At 67.3% G+C, this 19,822-nt stretch carries 13 protein-coding genes and 2 tRNA genes; 9 read left to right on the top strand and 6 right to left on the bottom strand.

The genetic code is table 11. From position 1 onward, the window contains the following. Window positions 1-4: 4 nt before the first annotated feature. Both EER27_RS02990 and dapE read left to right on the top strand, forming a co-directional pair. Window positions 5-367 (top strand): Spx/MgsR family RNA polymerase-binding regulatory protein, encoded by a 363-nt coding sequence (locus EER27_RS02990; RefSeq protein ID WP_123086516.1) that lies wholly within the window; start codon window positions 5-7, stop codon window positions 365-367. Further along, the gene (gene dapE / locus EER27_RS02995; protein ID WP_123086517.1) at window positions 364-1,494 is read left to right on the top strand and encodes a succinyl-diaminopimelate desuccinylase; all 1,131 of its coding nucleotides are present in this window, start codon (window positions 364-366) and stop codon (window positions 1,492-1,494) included. Before EER27_RS02990 ends, dapE begins: the two co-directional genes overlap by 4 nt. Window positions 1,495-1,651: 157 nt before the next feature. Here dapE and EER27_RS03000 read toward each other — a convergent pair whose 3' ends face one another. Further along, window positions 1,652-4,069 carry a penicillin acylase family protein gene (locus EER27_RS03000; RefSeq protein WP_123086518.1) on the bottom strand — a complete coding sequence of 806 codons (2,418 nt, stop codon included), beginning with the start codon at window positions 4,067-4,069 and terminating at the stop codon, window positions 1,652-1,654. 142 nt (window positions 4,070-4,211) lie between these two features. Here EER27_RS03000 and EER27_RS17050 point away from each other — a divergent pair, with 142 nt between their 5' ends. The 3 genes from EER27_RS17050 (at window position 4,212) to EER27_RS03010 (ending at window position 10,451) form a co-directional block, all read left to right on the top strand. After that, window positions 4,212-4,352 (top strand): hypothetical protein, encoded by a 141-nt coding sequence (locus EER27_RS17050; RefSeq protein WP_190285616.1) that lies wholly within the window; start codon window positions 4,212-4,214, stop codon window positions 4,350-4,352. A gap of 179 nt (window positions 4,353-4,531) precedes the next feature. Further along, on the top strand, window positions 4,532-6,238 hold the full coding sequence (gene asnB / locus EER27_RS03005) for an asparagine synthase B (RefSeq protein ID WP_123086519.1): 1,707 nt from the start codon (window positions 4,532-4,534) through the stop codon (window positions 6,236-6,238). Between the two features lie 1,018 nt (window positions 6,239-7,256). After that, on the top strand, window positions 7,257-10,451 hold the full coding sequence (locus EER27_RS03010) for an outer membrane protein assembly factor BamB family protein (protein ID WP_123086520.1): 3,195 nt from the start codon (window positions 7,257-7,259) through the stop codon (window positions 10,449-10,451). A gap of 300 nt (window positions 10,452-10,751) precedes the next feature. Here the strand turns inward: EER27_RS03010 and EER27_RS03015 are convergent, their stop codons facing one another. The 3 genes from EER27_RS03015 to rnk all read right to left on the bottom strand — a co-directional run bounded on the left by EER27_RS03015 (window position 10,752) and on the right by rnk (window position 14,353). After that, window positions 10,752-11,414 carry a thiopurine S-methyltransferase gene (locus EER27_RS03015; protein WP_123086521.1) on the bottom strand — a complete coding sequence of 221 codons (663 nt, stop codon included), beginning with the start codon at window positions 11,412-11,414 and terminating at the stop codon, window positions 10,752-10,754. Between the two features lie 143 nt (window positions 11,415-11,557). Next, complete coding sequence (gene parC / locus EER27_RS03020; protein WP_123086522.1) at window positions 11,558-13,801, bottom strand: DNA topoisomerase IV subunit A; 2,244 nt, start codon at window positions 13,799-13,801, stop codon at window positions 11,558-11,560. Window positions 13,802-13,927: 126 nt separating this feature from the next. Next, window positions 13,928-14,353, bottom strand: a complete 426-nt coding sequence (rnk, locus tag EER27_RS03025; protein ID WP_223807137.1) for a nucleoside diphosphate kinase regulator — start codon at window positions 14,351-14,353, stop codon at window positions 13,928-13,930. Between the two features lie 272 nt (window positions 14,354-14,625). Between rnk and EER27_RS03030 the strand changes: the two genes are divergently transcribed. Beyond that, a tRNA-Leu gene (locus EER27_RS03030) sits at window positions 14,626-14,712 on the top strand. A gap of 73 nt (window positions 14,713-14,785) precedes the next feature. Further along, window positions 14,786-14,872 (top strand) — tRNA-Leu (locus EER27_RS03035). A 127-nt stretch (window positions 14,873-14,999) separates the two neighbouring features. Here the strand turns inward: EER27_RS03035 and EER27_RS03040 are convergent. Together EER27_RS03040 and EER27_RS03045 are read right to left on the bottom strand one after the other, a co-directional pair. Then, a complete protein-coding gene (locus EER27_RS03040; RefSeq protein ID WP_123086524.1) occupies window positions 15,000-15,374 on the bottom strand; it encodes a DUF6869 domain-containing protein in 375 nt (124 codons plus the stop codon). Between the two features lie 82 nt (window positions 15,375-15,456). Next, on the bottom strand, window positions 15,457-16,197 hold the full coding sequence (locus EER27_RS03045) for an FMN-dependent NADH-azoreductase (RefSeq protein WP_123086525.1): 741 nt from the start codon (window positions 16,195-16,197) through the stop codon (window positions 15,457-15,459). A gap of 98 nt (window positions 16,198-16,295) precedes the next feature. Between EER27_RS03045 and EER27_RS03050 the strand changes: the two genes are divergently transcribed. Together EER27_RS03050 and rnr are read left to right on the top strand one after the other, a co-directional pair. Next, entirely contained in the window at window positions 16,296-17,177 is an 882-nt protein-coding gene (locus EER27_RS03050) for a LysR substrate-binding domain-containing protein (RefSeq protein WP_123086526.1), read from the top strand. A 165-nt stretch (window positions 17,178-17,342) separates the two neighbouring features. Beyond that, the gene (gene rnr / locus EER27_RS03055; protein ID WP_123086527.1) at window positions 17,343-19,799 is read left to right on the top strand and encodes a ribonuclease R; all 2,457 of its coding nucleotides are present in this window, start codon (window positions 17,343-17,345) and stop codon (window positions 19,797-19,799) included. Window positions 19,800-19,822: the final 23 nt, after the last annotated feature.

The raw sequence follows: 19,822 nt of genomic DNA on the forward strand, positions 1-19,822 counted from the left end.
TTCGATGAGCACCGTCCTGTATGGCCTTTCCAACTGCGACACCTGCAAGAAGGCACGCAAGTGGCTCGACCGCTTCGGCGTCGCCCACGCCTTTGTCGACTACCGTGACCAGCGCCAGGAACCGGAAACATTGGTGGGATGGAAAGACACGCTGGGCGGTTGGGAGGCGATGATCAACAAATCGTCGACCACCTGGCGCAACCTGGCGCCGAACCGCAAGACGCCCGGCTCGGACGCGGAATGGAAGCTGCTGCTGAAGGAATACCCGCAGCTGATCCGCCGGCCGGTGGTGGTCACCGCCGACGGCACCGTGACGCAGGGCTTCAGCGACAACGGCTTCAAGGCCCGCTTCGGAATCGGCGCATGAGCGATGTGCTCGAACTCACCTGCGATCTGATCACCCGGCAGTCGGTCACGCCCGACGATGCCGGCTGCCAGGCGCTGATCGCCGACCGCCTGCAACGCGCCGGTTTCGTCTGCGAACACCTGCGTTTCGGCGACGTCGACAACCTGTGGGCCACGCACGGTGCCGACGACGCGCCGACGCTCGTGCTGCTGGGACACACCGACGTGGTGCCGCCGGGACCGCGCGAGGCGTGGTCCAGTGATCCGTTCGTTCCCGAGATCCGCGACGGCGTGTTGTACGGGCGCGGTGCGGCCGACATGAAGGGCAGCGTGGCGGCTTTCGTGGTTGCGCTGGAGTGCTTCGTCAACGCCCACCCGCAGCATCGCGGGCGGGTGGCATTGCTGCTGACCTCGGACGAAGAGGGCGATGCGATCGACGGCGTGCGCAAGGTGGCCGACGTGTTCCGTGCCCGTGGCGAGCGGATCGACTGGTGCGTGACCGGCGAGCCGTCGTCGAAGTCGGTGCTCGGCGACCTGCTGCGCGTCGGTCGTCGCGGCAGCCTGTCGGCGACGTTGACCGTGCGCGGCGTGCAAGGCCATGTCGCGTACCCCGAGAAAGCGAACAACCCGATCCACGTGGCGGCACCAGCGCTGGCCGAACTCGCGGCAAAAAGCTGGGACGAGGGCTACGAAAGTTTTCCGCCGACCAGCCTGCAGATCAGCAACATCCATGCGGGCACCGGCGCCAACAACGTGATTCCGGGCGAGCTGCAGGTGCTGTTCAACCTGCGCTACAACCCGCACTGGGATGCACCGCGACTGGAGCGCGCGTGCGAGTCGATCCTGCAGTCGCATGGCCTGGACTACGCGATCCACTGGCACCGCAGCGGCGAGCCGTTCCACACCCCCGAGGGCGAGCTGCGCGACGCCGCTCGCGGCGTGCTGGGGGCCTTCGCCGGAAGCGCGCCGGAGGAGAGCACCGGCGGCGGTACGTCCGATGCGCGCTTCATCGCGCCCCTGGGCGCACAGTGCATCGAGCTCGGCCCGGTCAACGCCAGCATCCACAAGGTCGACGAACACGTGCGCGTGGTCGACCTGGAAGCGCTGCCCGACCTCTACCTGACCTTGATCGAACGCCTGTTGGGTTGATCGCCGCCGGCGCGCCGCACAGCGCGGCGTGGGGCTTGCGGGGGCGGGTGTGTGGACGAGCGTGTGGACGAGCGTGTGGGCGGAGCCAACCGGCGTCGCCCACGTCGACTTCGCCTACATCGGCCTCACTGCCAACCCGCGCGGCGGGCTTGCCGCGTTACCGCGGCACCATCCGCAGCGTGTAGCGCGTCGCTCCGGGAAGGAACGGCGTGGGGCGTCCCTGGACCCAATCGTCGTGGCCGGCGCCCCAGAACGGCGACATCGGGTGACCGCTTTGGCCGCCGGGCATGTGCGCGATGCCGTCGGCCTCGTGGCCGGGTGACACCACCATCCGCTGGCTGGCACCAAAGTCCGATCGCTGCACGCGCGGCATCGCGCCGTCGCCCGGCAGCGGATCGGCCGGCATGCACAGCAGCGGTTTCGCGACGCCGGGCAAGGCGCGCGACAGCGGGTGGCAGATCGCCGCGGTGTTGTGCTCGCCCCACGTGCGCTGCGCCAGCGGGCCCTGTTTGCGCAGCGCATCGCGAACCTCGGCTGCCGCGTCCTCGAACAAGGCGCTCCAGCCTTGCGCGTTGCAGGCTGCCTGGCCCGCCGCATCGGTGGACGCGCACTTCCAGTAGCGCCGAGGCAACAGGTGCGCAGGGCGTTGCTGCACCAGCGGCCAGGCCACGCCCTCGAACTGGTTGAGAGCGGGCAGTTCGAAGTCGGTGCCGAGCTGCGCGCGCGCCGGCGCCATCATGCCGTCGAGCAGGCGCTCGTGCACCGCCAGGCGCCACGCGCGCACGATGCGAAAGCTGACCGAATTGGCGCTGGCTCGCCCTTGCCACGTGCCGGCGGCATCGGCCAGTTCGCGCATCGCCGACGTACTCGTTGCCGCTGCCGAGCGCTCCTGCAACGCACGCCACCAGGGGTGCAGGAACAGGGCGCGGTCGTCGAGCTGGATCGCCAGCAGATCGCGTTCGGCGAATTGTTGTCTGGCGAACAGACCGTCGCGGATCTGCCGTGCGCGCGCGCCCAATGCGTAGCCGCCATCGCCGACCTGGACAAGCGCGGCGCCGTCGAGCGTGCGGTTGTTGGCGCTCCACAGCCGGTGCTGCGGCGGGTCGACGATCATCGCTGGCAGTTCGGACGTCAGTTGCCAGCGCGTGCAGCGCCCGTTGGACAGCGACAACTGGGGATCGCATTGCGCGGTGTACTGGGGCACGCCACCGAGCAGACGCCAAGCGATGCGACCGCTCCGGTCGGCCAGCAGGAGGTTCTGCGTCGGCATGCGCACGTCGCGCGCCAACGCCAGCGCCTCGTCCAGGTCGCCGGCATGCGCGAGCCCGGTCAGATCGAGATTCAGCGATCGGTCGGCCTGGGCGGTCCAGCGCAACGCCAGCCGCTCGCCATTGGCCGCGGTGGAGATGACCGGGCCGTAGTCGGCGAACTCGGTGATGTCGAACGCCACCGGCGACTCGCCGGCGACTTCGATGCTTTCCTTGAAGACGCGCGGCGGCGTGGTGCAGGTCGGCAGGGCCTTGGCCTCCGGGGTAGTGCACGCCGGTATGCGCGACCAGTCCGCCGCATCGATGTAGCCGTTGGTGAATCCCCAGGCGACGTGACCGTTGCTGCCGACCACCACCGCCGGCAGGCCGGGCAGGGTGAACCCGGCGACATCGACCTTGCCGCCAGGCGCGCGCGTGTCGGGGTAACGCAGGCGCGCGCGGAACCACAGGTTGGGCGCGCGCAGTCCCAGGTGCATGTCGTCGGCGAGGATCGCGCGGCCGTCGCCGGTGAGGGCACCGGCGACGGCGAAGTTGTTGCTGCCGATGTCGCCGTCGTGTCCGACATCCAGCGACTGCGCGTCTGCCGGCATCGGCAGGGTGCGCAGGTCGAGCGTGGCAGCGTCGGGCAGCAGCGCATCGCCGCGCGGCGTTCCCTGAAGCGGCGCGTCCCAGCGCGTGCCGTCGCGGGCCAGCAAGGCGTACAACGCCGGCGGCATCGCCGATTCGAGCTTCCACATCGCCAGTTCGCGCGCGTTGCTGGCGTCCTGCAGATCGAAGTACATCGCGTAGCCGACCAGCGCCGAATCCTCGATGCGCCAGTGCTGGGGTTGCTGGCGCAGCAGCAGGTAGGCCCACGGGCGCGTGCGCAACGCGGCGACGCCGGCATTGACGCCGTCGGTGTAGGCCTGCAGCTGCGCCTGCTGGCTACCGGTGATCGAATCCAGGTTGGCGCGGATGCGCGCGCGCAGACGGTGCACGCGATGACGCTTGTCGGTCTCGACCGCGATCGAACCGAACAGCCCGGACAGTTCGCCGGCCGCGGTGCGGCGCAGGAGATCCATCTCGAAGTAGCGCTCCTGGGCATGCAGGTAGCCCAGCGCGCGCATTGCGTCTGTCTCGTTCGCGGCGTCGATGGTCGCCACGCCGAGCGCGTCGCGCTGCACGGTGACGGCCGATGCAAGGCCGGGGAGAAGCAATTGCCCTTCCAGTTGCGGCAGGCTGCCGCGCATCAGCCACCATGCCGTCGCCGCGCCGATCAACAGCAAGCCCAGCAGCGCCAATGCGCCGCGTCGTATCCATCGCCCCATGCCGCATCCCTGTCCCTGTGTTCGGGCGAGCTTAGCCGATGGCCATTGCTGCCATGGCGCGCACCGCGACGGCAGGTGACGGCGGGCCGCCGTCGCCACCGGGCCGCTTGCAAGCCACCGGGGAAGCGGGCAGGATCGACCCATGACTTTCGCCGCCGCCCGCGCCCATGACGCCTCCACCGTGACCGGTGGCCGTGCGCGTGCGCTGGTTGCCGGCACCGTCAACAGCACGCTGAACAATCGCCGCAATACCAATACCTGCTTACCGCGGGCCGGCGATTAGTACCTGAAACCAAGGTCAACGCCTCCAGGGCCCGCACTGAAAAGTGCGGGCCTTTTTGTTTCTGGGGCCTGGCCGGATCGCGCCGCCGTAGCACTTCCATCCACCACCGCCGTCACGACGTTTTCCACCGCCAGGTCCCGGCCAACCGGTCGGCCACCGCCAACGAATCGGAGTTGCCCATGTGTTCGATCCTGTCCGTCTTCGACCTGCGCTCCGGCGCAGACCTCACCCCCTTGCGACCCCTGGCCCTGTCGTTGTCGGCCCGGCAGCGCCACCGCGGCCCGGACTGGTCGGGCGTGCACGCCGATGCCAACGCGATCCTGGTGCACGAGCGACTGGCCATCGTCGACCCGGCCGGCGGCTCGCAGCCCCTGCGTTCGGCCGACGCCGCGCTGGCGCTCGCGGTCAACGGTGAGATCTACAACCACCGCGACCTCGAGCGCGCGCTGACCACGCCCTATGAGTTCCAGAGTGGCTCGGACTGCGAGGTGATCAACGCGCTGTACCGTGACGCCGTCGATGGCGACATCGGCGCCTGGCTGGATCGCATCAACGGGATCTTTGCGTTTGCGTTGTGGGATGGAGCGCGCGGTCGCTACCTGATCGCGCGCGATCCGATCGGCGTGTGCCCGCTGTACTGGGGCCACGACGGCGATGGTCGGGTGTGGGTGGCCTCGGAAATGAAAGCGCTGGTGCGCATCTGCGAAGACGTCGCCGCGTTTCCGCCGGGCCATTGGTTCGACAGTGCGACCGGCGAGCTGCGCCGCTACTACCACCGCGCATGGCGCGACTACGACACCACGCACGGCGTGGAAGTACCGAGGCAGGAACTGCGCGAGGCCTTCGAGCGCGCCGTGCATCGACAGATGATGACCGACGTGCCGTACGGCGTGTTGCTGTCGGGCGGACTGGATTCGTCCCTGGTGGCCGCCTGCGCTGCGCGATTCGCCCGTCAACGCATCGAGGACGACGATCGCGGCGAAGCCTGGTGGCCCCGCCTGCACTCGTTCGCGATTGGCCTGGAGGGTTCGCCCGACCTGGCCGCCGCCGAGGTGGCGGCCGCTGCGCTGGGCACCGTGCACCACGGCTTCCGCTACACGTTCGAGGAGGGGCTGGATGCCTTGCCTGAAGTGATCCGGCACATCGAGACGTTCGATGTCACCACCATCCGCGCGTCCACGCCGATGTACCTGCTGGCGCGTCGGATCAAGGCGATGGGCGTCAAGATGGTGCTGTCCGGCGAGGGCAGCGACGAGATCTTTGGTGGCTACCTGTACTTCCACAAAGCGCCCGACGCGCGCCAGTTCCACGAGGAAACCATCCGCAAGCTCGACGCGCTGCACAGCTTCGATTGCCTGCGCGCCAACAAGTCGATGATGGCCTGGGGCGTGGAGCCACGCGTGCCGTTCCTCGATGTCGAGTTCCTCGACGTGGCCATGCGCATGGACGCGCAGGCCAAGATGGTGCGGGTCGGACCCGACGGCAGGCGCGGCATCGAGAAGGCGGTGCTGCGTGAAGCGTTCGAGGGCTATCTGCCCGACGAGATCCTGTGGCGGCAGAAGGAGCAGTTCAGCGATGGCGTCGGCTACGGCTGGATCGATGGGCTCAAGGCACATGCCGATGCACACGTCAGCGATGCCGAGCTGGCCACCGCGGCGGCCCGGTTTGAGGTAACCCCCCCGCTGACCAAGGAGGCGTACTTCTACCGCGTGCTGTTCGAGCAGTCGTTCCCCGGAAAGGCTTGCGCGGAAACCGTGCCCGGCGGCAAATCAATCGCGTGCTCGTCGCCGGCGGCGATCGCGTGGGATGCGGCGTTCGCCAACGCCGCCGATCCGTCAGGACGCGCGATCGCGGGCGTGCACCAGGCGGCACTGGCAGTGTCCTGACGCGCCGCGTCGCGCGCCGCCGTAAGAATCACAGGGGGCACGTCGTGTCCCCTGTTGGCATTCCTCGCCTGTGGCTTCCCTGTCGCGCCGGCATCCGTGCCGGCGGTGGAGAACGTGCGCGGTCCGCCGTTGCGCGCTGCCACTGGCGCGCCACGGCGCAGCTTGCGGCCGCGGTGCGCGGCCTGTTGCAGATCGGCCAAATCCCTTCCGATGCGACGTCCGTGTCGTGGCGATGTCCTTATCGCCCATCGGGAATCCGCCTTCGCGGATTGCAATCGGTGCCCACCGACGCCGCCGGATGGGGTGAATCAGTCGAGCGCAGTGCGCGGCCGGCGCTTGCAGAAAGTGCTGCAGGCGTCAGTCAACAGGCAGTTGCGGGCGAGGTGTGCCCACGACGTTCGGGCCGTTCGCGGACGTCGAACGCAAGGGTGGGGCGAACAGGCCGACGCACGACATCTCCTTGTTGTCCGGGGAATCCATTCGGGCGTTGGTGCGGCGGCACTTGCGGGACAGCCGCACCGACCTGCGTCCACGAAGGCGCGGTTGATGCATGCCCCCGTCGCGCAAAAAGGCCGTCACGACTAGCCCCGGAGGGCGGTGCGGCCTTACCGCGTCGAGGAAAGAATTATAGGTGTCGCCTGTTGTACAGGATGAGACGCGACATCGCAGATGCGCCTTTTTTTGGTTCGTCGCGGAATTCCGGGGGCGGACACAAAAAGGAACGGCAGATCCAGGTGAGGATGATTGGGCGAACAGGCATCCAACCCCGACACCACCGTTCCCATGTCCGAAGTTCAGGGACTCCGCACACTCGCTCCTATGGCTCCTCCTTGTTGCGAGAGGAGTGCAGAAGCCAATCAGACATTCAGCAATTCCACGCAGCGCTCCTGCTGCTCCCATCTGAGATGGGGGGCTCTCGGGCAGGAGCCACCGGCAGCACGACTTCCCGTTGTAACTGGGCTGTTATCCACGCCTCGGATGATGCCGTCCTTCAACGGACGTGGATCGGAGAATTGCGATGCGAGGGTACTTTCGCTGGGCGGCGGCCGCGTTGCTGGTTTTTGCGCTGCTGACGGCTGCATTCGCCGCGTACCGCCAGTCCGGAGCGATGTCGCCGGCGGCGGGCGACACCGACGTTTTCGGATGGGCGCAGGCCGCCACGGGCAGCAGTCTGAGTCTCGCCTCCGACCCGCAACCGGGCCAACCTGCGGTCTTCAATTACACCGCCCAACCTCCCGGGCCAAAAAACTGGATCGGCATCTATGCCCCAGGCGAACAGCCGGGCCAGGTGCAGGCGCGGGCCTGGGTCTATGCCACCGCCGCACAGGGCCAGGCGACGCTCAGCACGGCCGGGCTGGCGCCCGGCCTGTGGACCGCGCATTTTCTGGCCAACGATGGCTATGAGCCTTTGACCTCGCCGGTGGCCTTCACCGTCCCGGAGTCGACGCCGGTCGCGCTGGTCGTGGTGACCGGCACGGTGTTCAAGGACGCCAACAAAGACGGCCTGCGCAACCCAGGCGAAGCCGGACTGCACGGCGTTTCGGTGACCGACGGCAACGTCTGGGCGACGTCCGATGCCAGCGGCAACTACCGCATCCAGATCGATCCGCTGCGTCGGGAAACCGACCTGGTTTTCGTCGTCTCCCCCAATGGCTATACCCCGGTCTTGCGTGGCGACTACGTGCCGCAGTTCTTCCGTGCACTGCCGGTCGGGCCAGGCCCCTTCGCTGGCGTCGACTTCGCGATGGTGCCGGATGCGGCCGCCGCCAATCCGACCGAAAAGTGGCTGATGGTGTCGGACATCGAAGCCGACAATCGCAGCGAGGAATCGGCGACGAGCACCCTGGCGAACTGGATCGGCCATGTGGAGGCGCTGTCGGAAGTCGACGGCGCCGGCCTGACCATCACGACAGGCGACATCACGGTCACCGACTACGCGCCGGCATCGCGTCGGCAGGGCGCTTACGACATCCTGCGCGCCGGACTCGTCGACGGCGCGCTCGGTCACCCGTTCTATCCGGTGATCGGCAATCACGACGTCGGCGGCACCGGTAGCACAGGCGGCTACGGCGCGTCGTTGGAGTATTGGCGCCGCAATCTGGGGCCGGAGTGGTACAGCTTCGATCGCAATGGCCGGCACATCATTGCGCTGGAGGACAACTACGACACCGCCGGGCTGGCACCGCAGTTGGCTTGGCTGAAGGAAGACCTGCGTCGGCACGCGGTGGGCAAGCAGGTCCTGGTCTTTGCCCATCGCTCGCTGTTCACCCGCTGGGGCGGCGGCGGCCACATGCAGCCGATCGTCGACGAGCTGGCCAAGTACGACGTGCGCATGTTCGCTGCCGGCCACAACCAGCAGGCCGAGTTCCGGCGCGGTGCTTTCAAACGTTCGGTGGAAGTCAACAACATGGGGGTGTACGGCATCGATGCGGCGCGTCCGGACTTCAAGGTGCTGGACTTCAGCGACATCACCGACAACCCCAAGACCGTGGCGAACGAGGACGTCGGCTATGTGACCGGCATCCATCGCCAGTTCGAGGTAGACGATGTCGCAGCACTTGTCAGCCCTGCGCACGGCAGCCGGCATGTCGCCCACAGCACGATTCCGATCGAGCTGTACGCGGAAGACGATGGCCGCACGCCGGTCACGGCATCGCTCATTATCCGCAACGCGCTCGGCAGGATCGTCTGGCAGAACCGGGCGATGCCGTTCGGGGAAAAACGCACGCCGACCGGCATCGAGAACTGCTACACGCCTCCGGGCGGCGTGACCGAGCGCTGCCCGCGCGCGCGGCATGCGTGGACGCGTGTCAGCGACAGCATCGCCGGCCTGCGCGTCGGCCACTACACGGCGCAGATGGTGGCCGTCGACAGCAAGGGCCAGCCGTGGCGGACTCAGCGCACGAGCTTCCAGGTTCTGCCCCGCTTCGCCCTGCGACAGCCGCGGACAGGCCAGGCGTGGACCCGCCAAGGTGGCGATGAATCGGGCCGCTCGGCCAGCCAGGACGATCCCGGCGCTCGGTTGAGCCTGCGCTGGACCGCGAACACGGGCGAGCAGTTCCACCTCAACGGCGGCGCCATCACGCAGGGCAAATTGATTGTTGCCTCGCAGGCATTTGATTCCCCGTACAGCATTATGCTTGCCTACGACCTGAGCAGCGGCCGTGAGTTGTGGCGCACGTACCTGGATGGCGATGCCGAATCCTTCCCGACCGTGCATCGGAACCTGGCTTATCTCACCACCGGGGTCGGGCGTGTCTATGCGTTGGACGTGGCCAGCGGTCGCGTGGTCTGGGAAGGCATCCACGACGAATTCCGGTTTGGCGACACCGTGCGCCGCTATGGCCGCGCCGGCGGCCCGGTCAGCGTCTTTGAGCTTCCCGCTCAAGCACGCACGGTTGCGGTGTATCAACACTGGGATCGCATCGTCTGCCGCGACGCGCGCAACGGCGCATTGCTGCCCGGCGGATTCTCCGCGCCAGGCGGCTGGGGCGAGTTCCACAGCACCGCCGTGCGCCTGCCCGGGTCGACCACGGCCTACCTGCATTCGGGCTCCAGCCAATCGCTGATCCAGATGGATCTGCTCACCTGCGGCCAGATCGCATCGGTCGACACGGGCGGCGATCTTTTCAGCCAATCCTCGCCGACCTTCACTCTCCCGAACTATGGTCAGCCGCAACTGCTCACCATGACCTGGAGCGGCATGCGCGGCCACGATCCCCACAGCAACGCGACGATGTGGCATGCGAACCTGGGGACCAGCCACCGATGCGAGCCCGGTCCGCCGCCCGTGACCAGCCCGGCTGTGTGGGGCAATACCGCTTATGTCGCCAGCCGCGACGGCATCGTGCGCGCCTACGACACCCAGGCCGCCGACCCCAGCGTTCCGACATGGTCCACCGCGGTGGGACATCTGCCGGGTAGAAGTCCCTTGGACGATTCCTGGCGCGTAGGCGGAGGCTGCAACGCCATCGAAGCTGGCGCGCCGGCAATGCATGCGCTTGCCACTCGCAGCGTCCTCTATGTCACCACCTGGGATGGCCGCCTGATCGTGCTCGATCGGACGACCGGCAAGCTGCTCACCCAGTACAACCTCGGTGCGGGCGTGGCTTCGGCGCTCTCGATCAGCGGCGACTGGGTGTACGTGCTCTCCGACGACGGCACCGTGCATGCGTTGGCGGCGCAAAGAACGCCAAGTGGGTGGACGCGCTGACCGATCCGATGCCAGCGCGGCGGCGCCGATTCGTCGACACGATGCTCGTTGCAGGTGAAGCAACAGCGAGCGCGATGACGCTCACGGAATGTCGGAGACCCGCTGCTTCCGCGTTTCGATCTGCCGCCACACGTCCCAGTGAAGGCAGCTGACTCCGCCAGCATCGCGTCGATGTCGGCGGACGAAACCCAAGGCCCCTGGACGACGACGCCTGCGATCTTTGAGAGGTTCTGGATGTCGGCCAGGAGGGGGCGCCTCCAGCAGGATCAGGTCGGCGCGCTCATCGTTGGTACAACAAGGTCAACCCGGGCGTCGCCGCAGGCGGTACACCACGGTGTCCAGCGCGGTCACGCCTTCGGCCACGAAGGAAGGTTGCGCGGCCAGGATGTCGCGGCGCTCCAGTACGTCGATTTCCCAGTCGGTGCCGTACAGCTCACGTACTTCGGGCTCGTCGACGGAGAACGGTGGGCCGTCCTTCTCGTGTTGCGGGTACTCCAGGGTGATCAACAACCCCTCGCACCCGGCCGGCAAGCAGGTCTGGAGTTCGCGCACGTAGCGCTGCCGCATGTCCGGCGGCAGGGCGATCAGCGCGGCGCGGTCGAACACTGCGCCGCAGTCGGCAAGCGTCGGCCGGTCGAGCGCGAATGCGTCGCCGCAAAGCAACTCGATGCCGCCGGCGATGTAATGGCGGCCAAGTGGCGACTCGCGCACCTGCGGCACCAGCGACTGCTCGGCGAAGAACTGTTCGACGGCCTGCTGCGACACCTCGACCCCGAACACCGGCCAGCCATTGGCGGCAAACCAGGCCATGTCGAACGCCTTGCCCGCCAACGGAACGAACACCTGCGTGCCAGGCGGCAGGTCAAGGCCTGGCCAATGCTTGAGCATCAGCGGCGTCGGTCCCGGCTGGTTGAAGCCGATGTCGTTTTCCTGCCAGCGCTGTTGCCAGTAATTGGGCTGCATGGTGTCGGGTGTGGGATGTGGGGTGTGTTGGGATGGCGCGAAGCGGGCCGTGATGTCCCGGAGCCGATGGGAAGATCAGGCGTCGACCCGGCCGACGTTCTCGCCGTGCCGGGTACTTGCCCTGTGCCAGCCCTGGCTGGCCGCTACTCGACCGCCAGTCCCTCGACCTTCTGCCAGCCACGCGGCAGCAGGCCGCCGCGGGTGGCGCGCGTGCCGATGTAGGCGTCGAGGTCCTTCCAGGTCAGCGACATCGTGCGCGCGCCGGAACGCACGCTCAACGTGGTGCCCGGCGCCACCACAGCCACGGCGACGGCGCGCTCGGTGCCGAGTTTGGACTTGGGAATGTCGATGAGCTTGTTGCCCTTGCCCTTGTCGAGCTCGGGCAGTTCGCTGACCGGGAACGCGAGCAGATGGCCGACGTTGGTGACCACCACCACGCGGTCCAGCTCGAGGCTGCCGACGGACACTGGCGCCAGCACCTTCGCCCCCGGCGTCAGCGACAGCATCGCCTTGCCGGCCTTGTTGCGTCCGGTGAGGTTCTCGAAGCGCGTCACGAAGCCATAGCCGTGCGAGCTGACCAGCACGAAGCGGGTGTCGTTGTCGCCGCTGGCCAATGCCTGGAACGACGCGCCCGGCGCGGGCGAGAACTTTCCGGTCAGCGGTTCACCGTTGCCCCGCGCCGATGGCAGGCCGTGCACGATCGTCGAATAGCTGCGGCCGGTCGAGTCCAGGAACGCCACCTGTTGCGTGCTGCGCGCCTTGGCCGTGGCAAGCAGCCCGTCACCGTCGCGGTAACCCAACGTCGACGCGTCGATCTCGTGGCCCTTGGCCGCACGCACCCAGCCCTTGTCGCTGAGCACGACGGTCATCGGTTCGCTCGGCACCAGTTCGGTTTCCGACAATGCCTGCGCCGCGCCGCGCGAGACCAGCGGCGAACGCCGCGCGTCGCCGAACTTCTTCGCGTCGGCCAGCAACTCGTCCTTGACCAGTTTCTTGAGCTTGGCCTTGCTGGCGAGCGTGGCAATGAGCTGCTCGCGCTCCTTGGCCAGTTCGTCCTGCTCGCCACGGATCTTCATTTCCTCCAGGCGCGCCAATTGGCGCAGCTTGGTCTCGAGGATGTAGTCGGTCTGGTCTTCGCTGAGCTCGAAACGCTTCATCAGCACCGGACGCGGCTCGTCCTCGCTGCGAATGATGCGGATCACCTCGTCGAGATTGAGGAACGCGATCAGCAAACCCTGCAACAGGTGCAGGCGACGTTCGACCTTGTCGAGGCGATGGTTGAGGCGGCGGGTGACGGTGTCGCTGCGGAAGGTCAGCCACTCGGCCAGCAGCGCCTTCAGGCCCTTGACCTGCGGTCGGCCGTCCAGGCCGATCACGTTGACGTTGACCCGGTAGCTTTTTTCCAGGTCGGTGGTCGCGAACAGGTGGCCCATCAACTGGTCGATGTCGACCCGGTTGCTGCGCGGTACCAGCACGATGCGGGTCGGGTTGGCGTGATCGGATTCGTCGCGGATATCTTCCAGCCACGGCAGCTTCTTGGCACGCATCTGCTGGGCGATCTGTTCGATCACCTTGCCCGGCGATGCCTGGTACGGCAGCGCGGTCACCACGATGTTGACGCCGTCCTTCTCGTAGACCGCGCGCGCACGCACGCTGCCCAGGCCGGTTTCGTACATCGCCAGCAGGTCGGCGCGCGGCGTGATGATCTCCGCCTCGGTCGGGTAGTCCGGGCCGAGCACGTGCTCGCACAGGTCGCGGGTGGTCGCGTCCGGGTCGTCAAGCAGTCGCACGCAGGCGCTGACGATCTCGTTGAGGTTGTGCGGCGGCACGTCGGTGGCCATGCCGACCGCGATGCCGGTGGTGCCGTTGAGCAGCACGTGCGGGAGCCTTGCCGGCATCCAGCTGGGTTCTTCGAGCGTGCCGTCGAAGTTCGGGTCCCAGTCGACCGTGCCCTGGCCCAGTTCGCCCAGCAGAACCTCGGCGATCGGGGTCAGCTTGGATTCGGTGTAACGCATCGCCGCGAAGGACTTCGGGTCGTCGGAAGAGCCGAAGTTGCCCTGGCCTTCAACCAGCGGGTAGCGGTACGAGAACGGCTGCGCCATCAGCACCATCGCTTCGTAACAGGCGCTGTCGCCGTGCGGGTGGAACTTGCCGATCACGTCGCCGATGGTGCGCGCGGACTTCTTCGGCTTGGACGTCGCGTTGAGGCCGAGCTCGCTCATCGCGTAGATGATGCGGCGCTGCACCGGCTTGAGGCCGTCGCCGAGGAACGGCAGGGCACGGTCCAGCACCACGTACATGGAGTAGTCGAGGTAGGCGCGCTCGGCGTATTCGCGCAGCGGGATCTGTTCGAAGCCGTGGAACACCGGACGTACGGGGTCAGTCATGGTGAAAGCCGATCATGGGGCGTTGCGTGCTCGGAGGATTGCGAGGGAGGGATTCTAGCGGCCGGCCGCTTGTGGGCGTGGGACACCGGTCGCGGTCGACGACCGGGAAGTACCGCGCTTGCCGCGTCAGTCGTGCGTGGCGCCGGCGGTGACGGGGCGATGCCGGATCGACAGCACCCGCAGCTGGATGGTGCGGCCGCCGGGAACCGGCCAGGCGATGGTCGCGCCGGCGCGCAGGCCGAGCAGGGCGCTGCCGACCGGTGCCAGGATCGACACCTTCTCGGCGCTGCCGTCGGTTTCGTGCGGGAACACCAGCGTGAGCTCGTGTTCCTCGCCGCTGGTTTCGTCGCGAAAGCGCGCGGTCGAGTTCATGGCGATGACGTCTGCGGGCATCTGCGCGGGTTCGACGATCTCGGCGCGCGCGAGTTCCGCCTGCAGCGCCTTCGTGTCGATGTCACGCGTACTGGGTTTTTCCAGCAGGGCTTCGATGCGTTCGCAATCCAGGCGCGACACCAGCAGGGGAGGGGGAATGGATGGGGATGACAGGTTCACGGAATTCTCCATAGCAAGGCGGGCGACGCACCGGATGCGCCGCCCGCGGGATTCAGTCAGTGCCTCGACCATAGTCCCGATTGGCTGGAGCGGCAAGCCACGCGGATCCGGCGCGTGCTGCACTGGGGCTGTCACCCCGCCGCGGGCCGGGCCGGCAGATGCCGCAGCGGGGGCGGTTGGCAGCTCGAGGGAAATCCGTGCGGAATTTCGTTGACAACCGGCGTTTCGACTTGCAACATACGCGGCCTCGTACAGCAGCACCGTTCGAGATTGCCCGGGTGGCGGAATTGGTAGACGCACTAGCTTCAGGTGCTAGCGGGGGCAACTCCGTGGAGGTTCGAGTCCTCTCCCGGGCACCATACAAAATTGATCGGCACTACCAGCCGGTCAAAAAAACGGAACCCGCCGCGAGGCGGGTTTCGTGCAAGATTTGCCCAGGTGGCGGAATTGGTAGACGCACTAGCTTCAGGTGCTAGCGGGGGCAACTCCGTGGAGGTTCGAGTCCTCTCCTGGGCACCATGTAAACGGATCGGCACTACCAGCCGGTCAATCGAAAAAACCCGCCGCGAGGCGGGTTTTTTCGTTTCCGGGGCACCCCAGGTGCCCGGGCGGCGTTGTCGTTCTGTCGGCGGTCGTGCTGCTGGAGCTACCAAGTCCCGCCGCGAGCAGCGGAGATCCGAGCCCAGACGTCCGGAGTGCTGCTCTCCCACACGCCACCCAGAAGGTGGCGGAACGCTGGGTTGCGGCGGGCCTCAAGCTCGATGCGATCAATGAACTGTGGCCCGGCGTGCTGAACCAGATCTTCCAGCGGACCGGCTGCGAGCATCCCGAGGATCGAGTCAGCCGGATTGCGGGAGAGAACCGCGCGGATCGCTGTCCAGCAATCTTCCGCGTCCGCGCCGGATGTCGGCAGCATGAATCGCTCCACGGCCCACCAGAGCGGATGTTGTTCCGGTGAGCCGCTTTCCTCGTGGTATGCGATGTATGCGCAGGCCCATGCCTCAGCTTCTTGGGACGTCATGGGGCTGCACCGGGCATCCAGGTTTTCGGCCTGGGCGAGTTGTAAGCAATTGGATTCGACATATGCGGAGCGTACGACTTCCCTAGGACGCCAAGGCGTCCGGTGCCGGCCTCGGGGCCATGCTCGCGGGCTCCGCCACTGGCATCGACATGGCGCTACTGGTTAGCCGCTCGACCAGCGCATCCACTTCGGCTTCGGCGGTCGCGATGGAGGCATGCAGGCGTTCGTCGCCGAATTCGTCGTACTCGATGGCGACACTGTCCACGGCGTCGATGCCGATGTAGCGCAAGGGCGACGCCACGCCGGCCTCGACATGGTTGATCGCGCCGAGGCGTTCGCCCGGGTTGTAGCCGTAGTCCCCTCGCGAACTCAGCAACACCAGCCGCTTGCCATGGCCGGCCAGCAAGGGCCAGTACGGATCACCCGCGCGGCTTCGGTCGAAGCCAAAGGTGCGGCCGACACGAACGATGTTGTCGATCCACGCCTTGAGCGTGGAGGGCATGCCGAAGTTGTACATCGGTACACCGATGACGATGAGGTCGGCGGCCAGCAACTCGTCGACAAGGGCGTCGCTTTGCTCGAGCGCGGCGTGCATCCATGGCTCGCGCTCCTCTGGCTTACTGAAAGCCGCATGCACCCAGGCGCCGGTGACGGGCGCGGGCGGCTGGTCGCCGACATCGCGATGGACGACGGTGTCGCCCGGTCGGCGCTCCTGCCAACGGCGGACAAAGCGGGCGCTGAGGCGGCGTGTGTGCGAGCCGTGCGCCTGCTCACCGGAGCGGCCGGGACGGGCGCTGGAGTCGATGTGGAGTAACCTGATCATGATTCACCTGTGTCTGGAGGGTTGGCGCAAGTTCACTTTTTGGTTGGCGGGTGTAAAACGATCATTTCGCATTCGATGAGTGCAGGAAATTCATCCATATGGACGCCCGTCAGCTGCCACCCCTGACCGCGCTTCGCGCCTTCGAGGCGGCGGCACGGCACTTGAGCTTCAAGCACGCCGCGGCGGAGTTGTCCCTGACGCCGACCGCGATCAGCCATCAGGTCCGGCAGTTGGAGGACCGCCTCGGAGTGCGTTTGTTCGTGCGCGGCACGCGCCGGGTGGACCTCACCGAAGCCGGGCAGAGCCTGTACCCGGCGTTGCGTGACGGCTTCGATGGGATCGCGCGAGCGCTGCAGCTGGTGAGGCCGAACGCGCGCCCTCGCGCGTTGGTGCTGAGCACGACCGTGGCGTTCGCATCGCGCTGGTTGCTGCCGCGATTGGCTGGATTCGCAGCCCGGCAGCACGGCATTGCCCTGCATCTGCATACCAGTGATGAGGTGGTCGATCTGGCGGGCGGCACCGCGCAACTGGCGATTCGCTACGGCCACGGCCGCTACCCGGGAATGAGGTCAGTGCCCTTGTTGCCCTCGCGTTTCGCGCCGGTGTGCGCGCCGCGCCTGGGTGTGCACGGGCCCGACGATCTGGCGAAGGTCCCGTTGATCGGCTTCGAATGGCAGCGTCGTGAAGCGGACACGCCGGATTGGCCGCTGTGGTTCGAGCGGGCGGGGCGCTCGCCGGTGGAGCGGCAGTTGCAGTTCTCCGACGAAGGCCACGCCATCCAGGCGGCGATCGCGGGGCAGGGCGTGGCCTTGGCCAATCTGGCGCTGGTGGCCGATGAGTTGCGCGCCGGGTTGCTGTGCCAGCCCTTCGGTCCCCAACTGGATGGACTCGGGTTCCACCTGGTATGGACAGTGGGCAACGATGCCGACCCGGATATCGCGGCCGTACATGCGTGGCTGTTGGACGAGGCGCGCGGTTAGCAGACCCCTGCCATCCCGCCGTTTGAAGCGTTTGCGTCCGCGTTGCGGACAGGCCGGTCGTTTCCGGGCGGTGCGCCCGCGCAGCAGACACGGGCCGCTGCCTGCCGGCCGCCCGTACCGGTCGGTATCGACGTCGTGTTCATGTCGATGTGCGACCATCCCTGAATGAGCAGAAAGCCCCCGACCGGCAACAAGGCCGGCAAGAAGTCCCCCTCGCGGGCGTCCAAATCCACTGCGGCAAAGCCCGCCTCCGGCGGCCAAAAGAGCGCCGCCAAGAAATCCCCCAAACGCCCGGGCTGGCTGCCCGAGCCGCCGCCGCGGTTGCCGCGCGGCAAGACCGGCGGTCCGGCGCATGCCGCGCCGGGTGCGATCCATGACCCGCACGCCGAGCGCGAAGCCGCCCGTTACGAACAACCCATCGCCAGCCGCGAGATGATCCTGCAGCTGATCGCCGCCGCCGATGGCCCGATCGGCGCCGACGAGCTGGCCGAAAAGCTCGGACTGACCGCGCCCGACCGCTTCGAACCGCTGAGCCATCGTCTGCGCGCGATGTTGCGCGACGGCCAATTGCTGCAGAACCGTCGCGGCGGATTCGTGCCGGCGCAGCAGATCGACCTCGTCCCCGGCGTGGTGATCGCCAATCCCGACGGATTCGGTTTCCTGCGCCCCGACGCGGGCGGTGGCGACGACCTGTTCCTGCCGCCGTTCGAGATGCGCAAGGCGATGCACGGCGATCGCGTGCTCGGCAGCGTCACCGGTGTCGATCGCCGCGGCCGCCGCGAAGGTTCGATCGTCGAGGTGCTCGAGCGGCGCCTCAATCGCCTGATCGGTCGATACACCGTGGAAGCCGGCATCAGCTACCTGGTGCCGGATGACCGCCGCATCCAGCGCAACGTGGTGATCCCGCCCGACGCGCGGATGGACGCGCAGGATGGCCAGCTGGTGGTGGTCGAACTGGTGCACGCACCGGATCCGCAACGTCCGTCGATCGGGCGGGTGGTGACCGTGCTGGGCGACCGGCTGACCGCGTCGCTGGCGGTCCAGGCGGCGATCCACGGCCACGAGATTCCGCACGAGTTCCCGCCGGAAGTGCTGGCCGAAGCCGGCACCGTGCCGGTTGCGGTGGACGCGGCTACCGTCGCGCAACGCGTCGACCTGCGTGCGCTGCCGCTGGTGACGATCGACGGCGAGGACGCGAAGGATTTCGACGACGCGGTGTACTGCGAAAGCAACCGCGACGGCTTCCGGCTGGTGGTGGCCATTGCCGATGTCTCGCACTACGTGCGTCCGGGCACGCCGCTGGACGTGGAAGCCACGCTGCGCGCGACCTCGGTGTACTTCCCGGGCTTCGTGGTGCCGATGCTGCCGGAAACCCTTTCCAACGGCATCTGCTCGCTCAAACCCAAGGTCGACCGGCTGTGTTTCGTCTGCGACATGCAGATCGACCGCAAGGGCGAGGTCACCGGGTCGAAATTCTACGAAGCGGTGATGCATTCGCACGCGCGCCTGACCTACACCCAGGTCTGGAACGCGGTAATGCCGATCCCCGAAGAGGGCGATCCGGTGCTGGAAGAATTGCGCGACGAATCGCTTGCGCAGATCGGCTCGCTGCTGCCGCACATCCAGCGCCTGCACCAGCTGTTTGCGATCCTGTCGAAAGCGCGCGAGCGCCGCGGCGCGATCGAGTTCGAGACCGGCGAGGTGCGTTTCGTGCTCGGTGCGCAGGGCGAGGTGGTCCAGGCCGGCATGCTGCAGCGGAACGACGCGCACAGGCTGATCGAGGAATGCATGATCGCGGCCAACGTAGAGGCAGCCAAGTTTCTCCTGGCGCACCAGATATCGGCGCCGTACCGCATCCACGAACGACCGCCGGAGCAGAAGTACGCTGACCTGCAGGAGTTCCTGCACGAGTTCCAGTTGCGCATGCCGCCGTGGTCGAAAGTGCACCCGCGCGACTTCACCGCGTTGCTGAAGAAGATCCGCGAGCGTGCCGACGCGGCGTTGATCGAATCGGTGCTGCTGCGCAGCCAGAGCCTGGCGGTGTACGACCCGGTCAACGTCGGCCATTTCGGTCTCGCGTTGGAGGCCTACGCGCATTTCACCTCGCCGATCCGTCGTTACCCCGACCTGCTGGTGCACCGTGCGATCAAGCACGCGCTCGGCGGCGGGCGGCCGGAGAAGTTCCGCTACTCGCCCAGCGAGATGGCAGCGTTGTCGCTGCAGTGCTCGGAGCGCTCGCGCCGTGCCGACGAGGCCTCGCGCGAGGTCGACGAACGCTACCGGGCGGCGTGGATGGAACAACATGTCGGCGGCCAGTTCGAAGGCGTGGTCAGCGGCGTGACCAGCTTCGGCCTGTTCATCGAACTGGACGAATCCAAGGTCAACGGGCTGGTCCACGTGACCCAGCTGCCGCGCGACTTCTACCACTTTGACCCGATCCGCAAGACCCTCACCGGTGAGCACTCCGGCCGCGAGTTCCGGCTGGGTGACCGGCTGGGCATCGTGGTGCTCAAGGCCAGTGTCGAGGAGCGCAAGATCGACTTCCGACTGGCCGAGGACCACGGCGTGAAGCCGCTGCCCCCGCGTGGCAAGCCGGCCAAGCGGGTCAAGCAGAAGTACTGACGTCCGAGGGTGTCGCGGTGCCG

The organism is Montanilutibacter psychrotolerans (assembly GCF_003719825.1).
GTDB classification, from domain to species: domain Bacteria; phylum Pseudomonadota; class Gammaproteobacteria; order Xanthomonadales; family Xanthomonadaceae; genus Montanilutibacter; species Montanilutibacter psychrotolerans.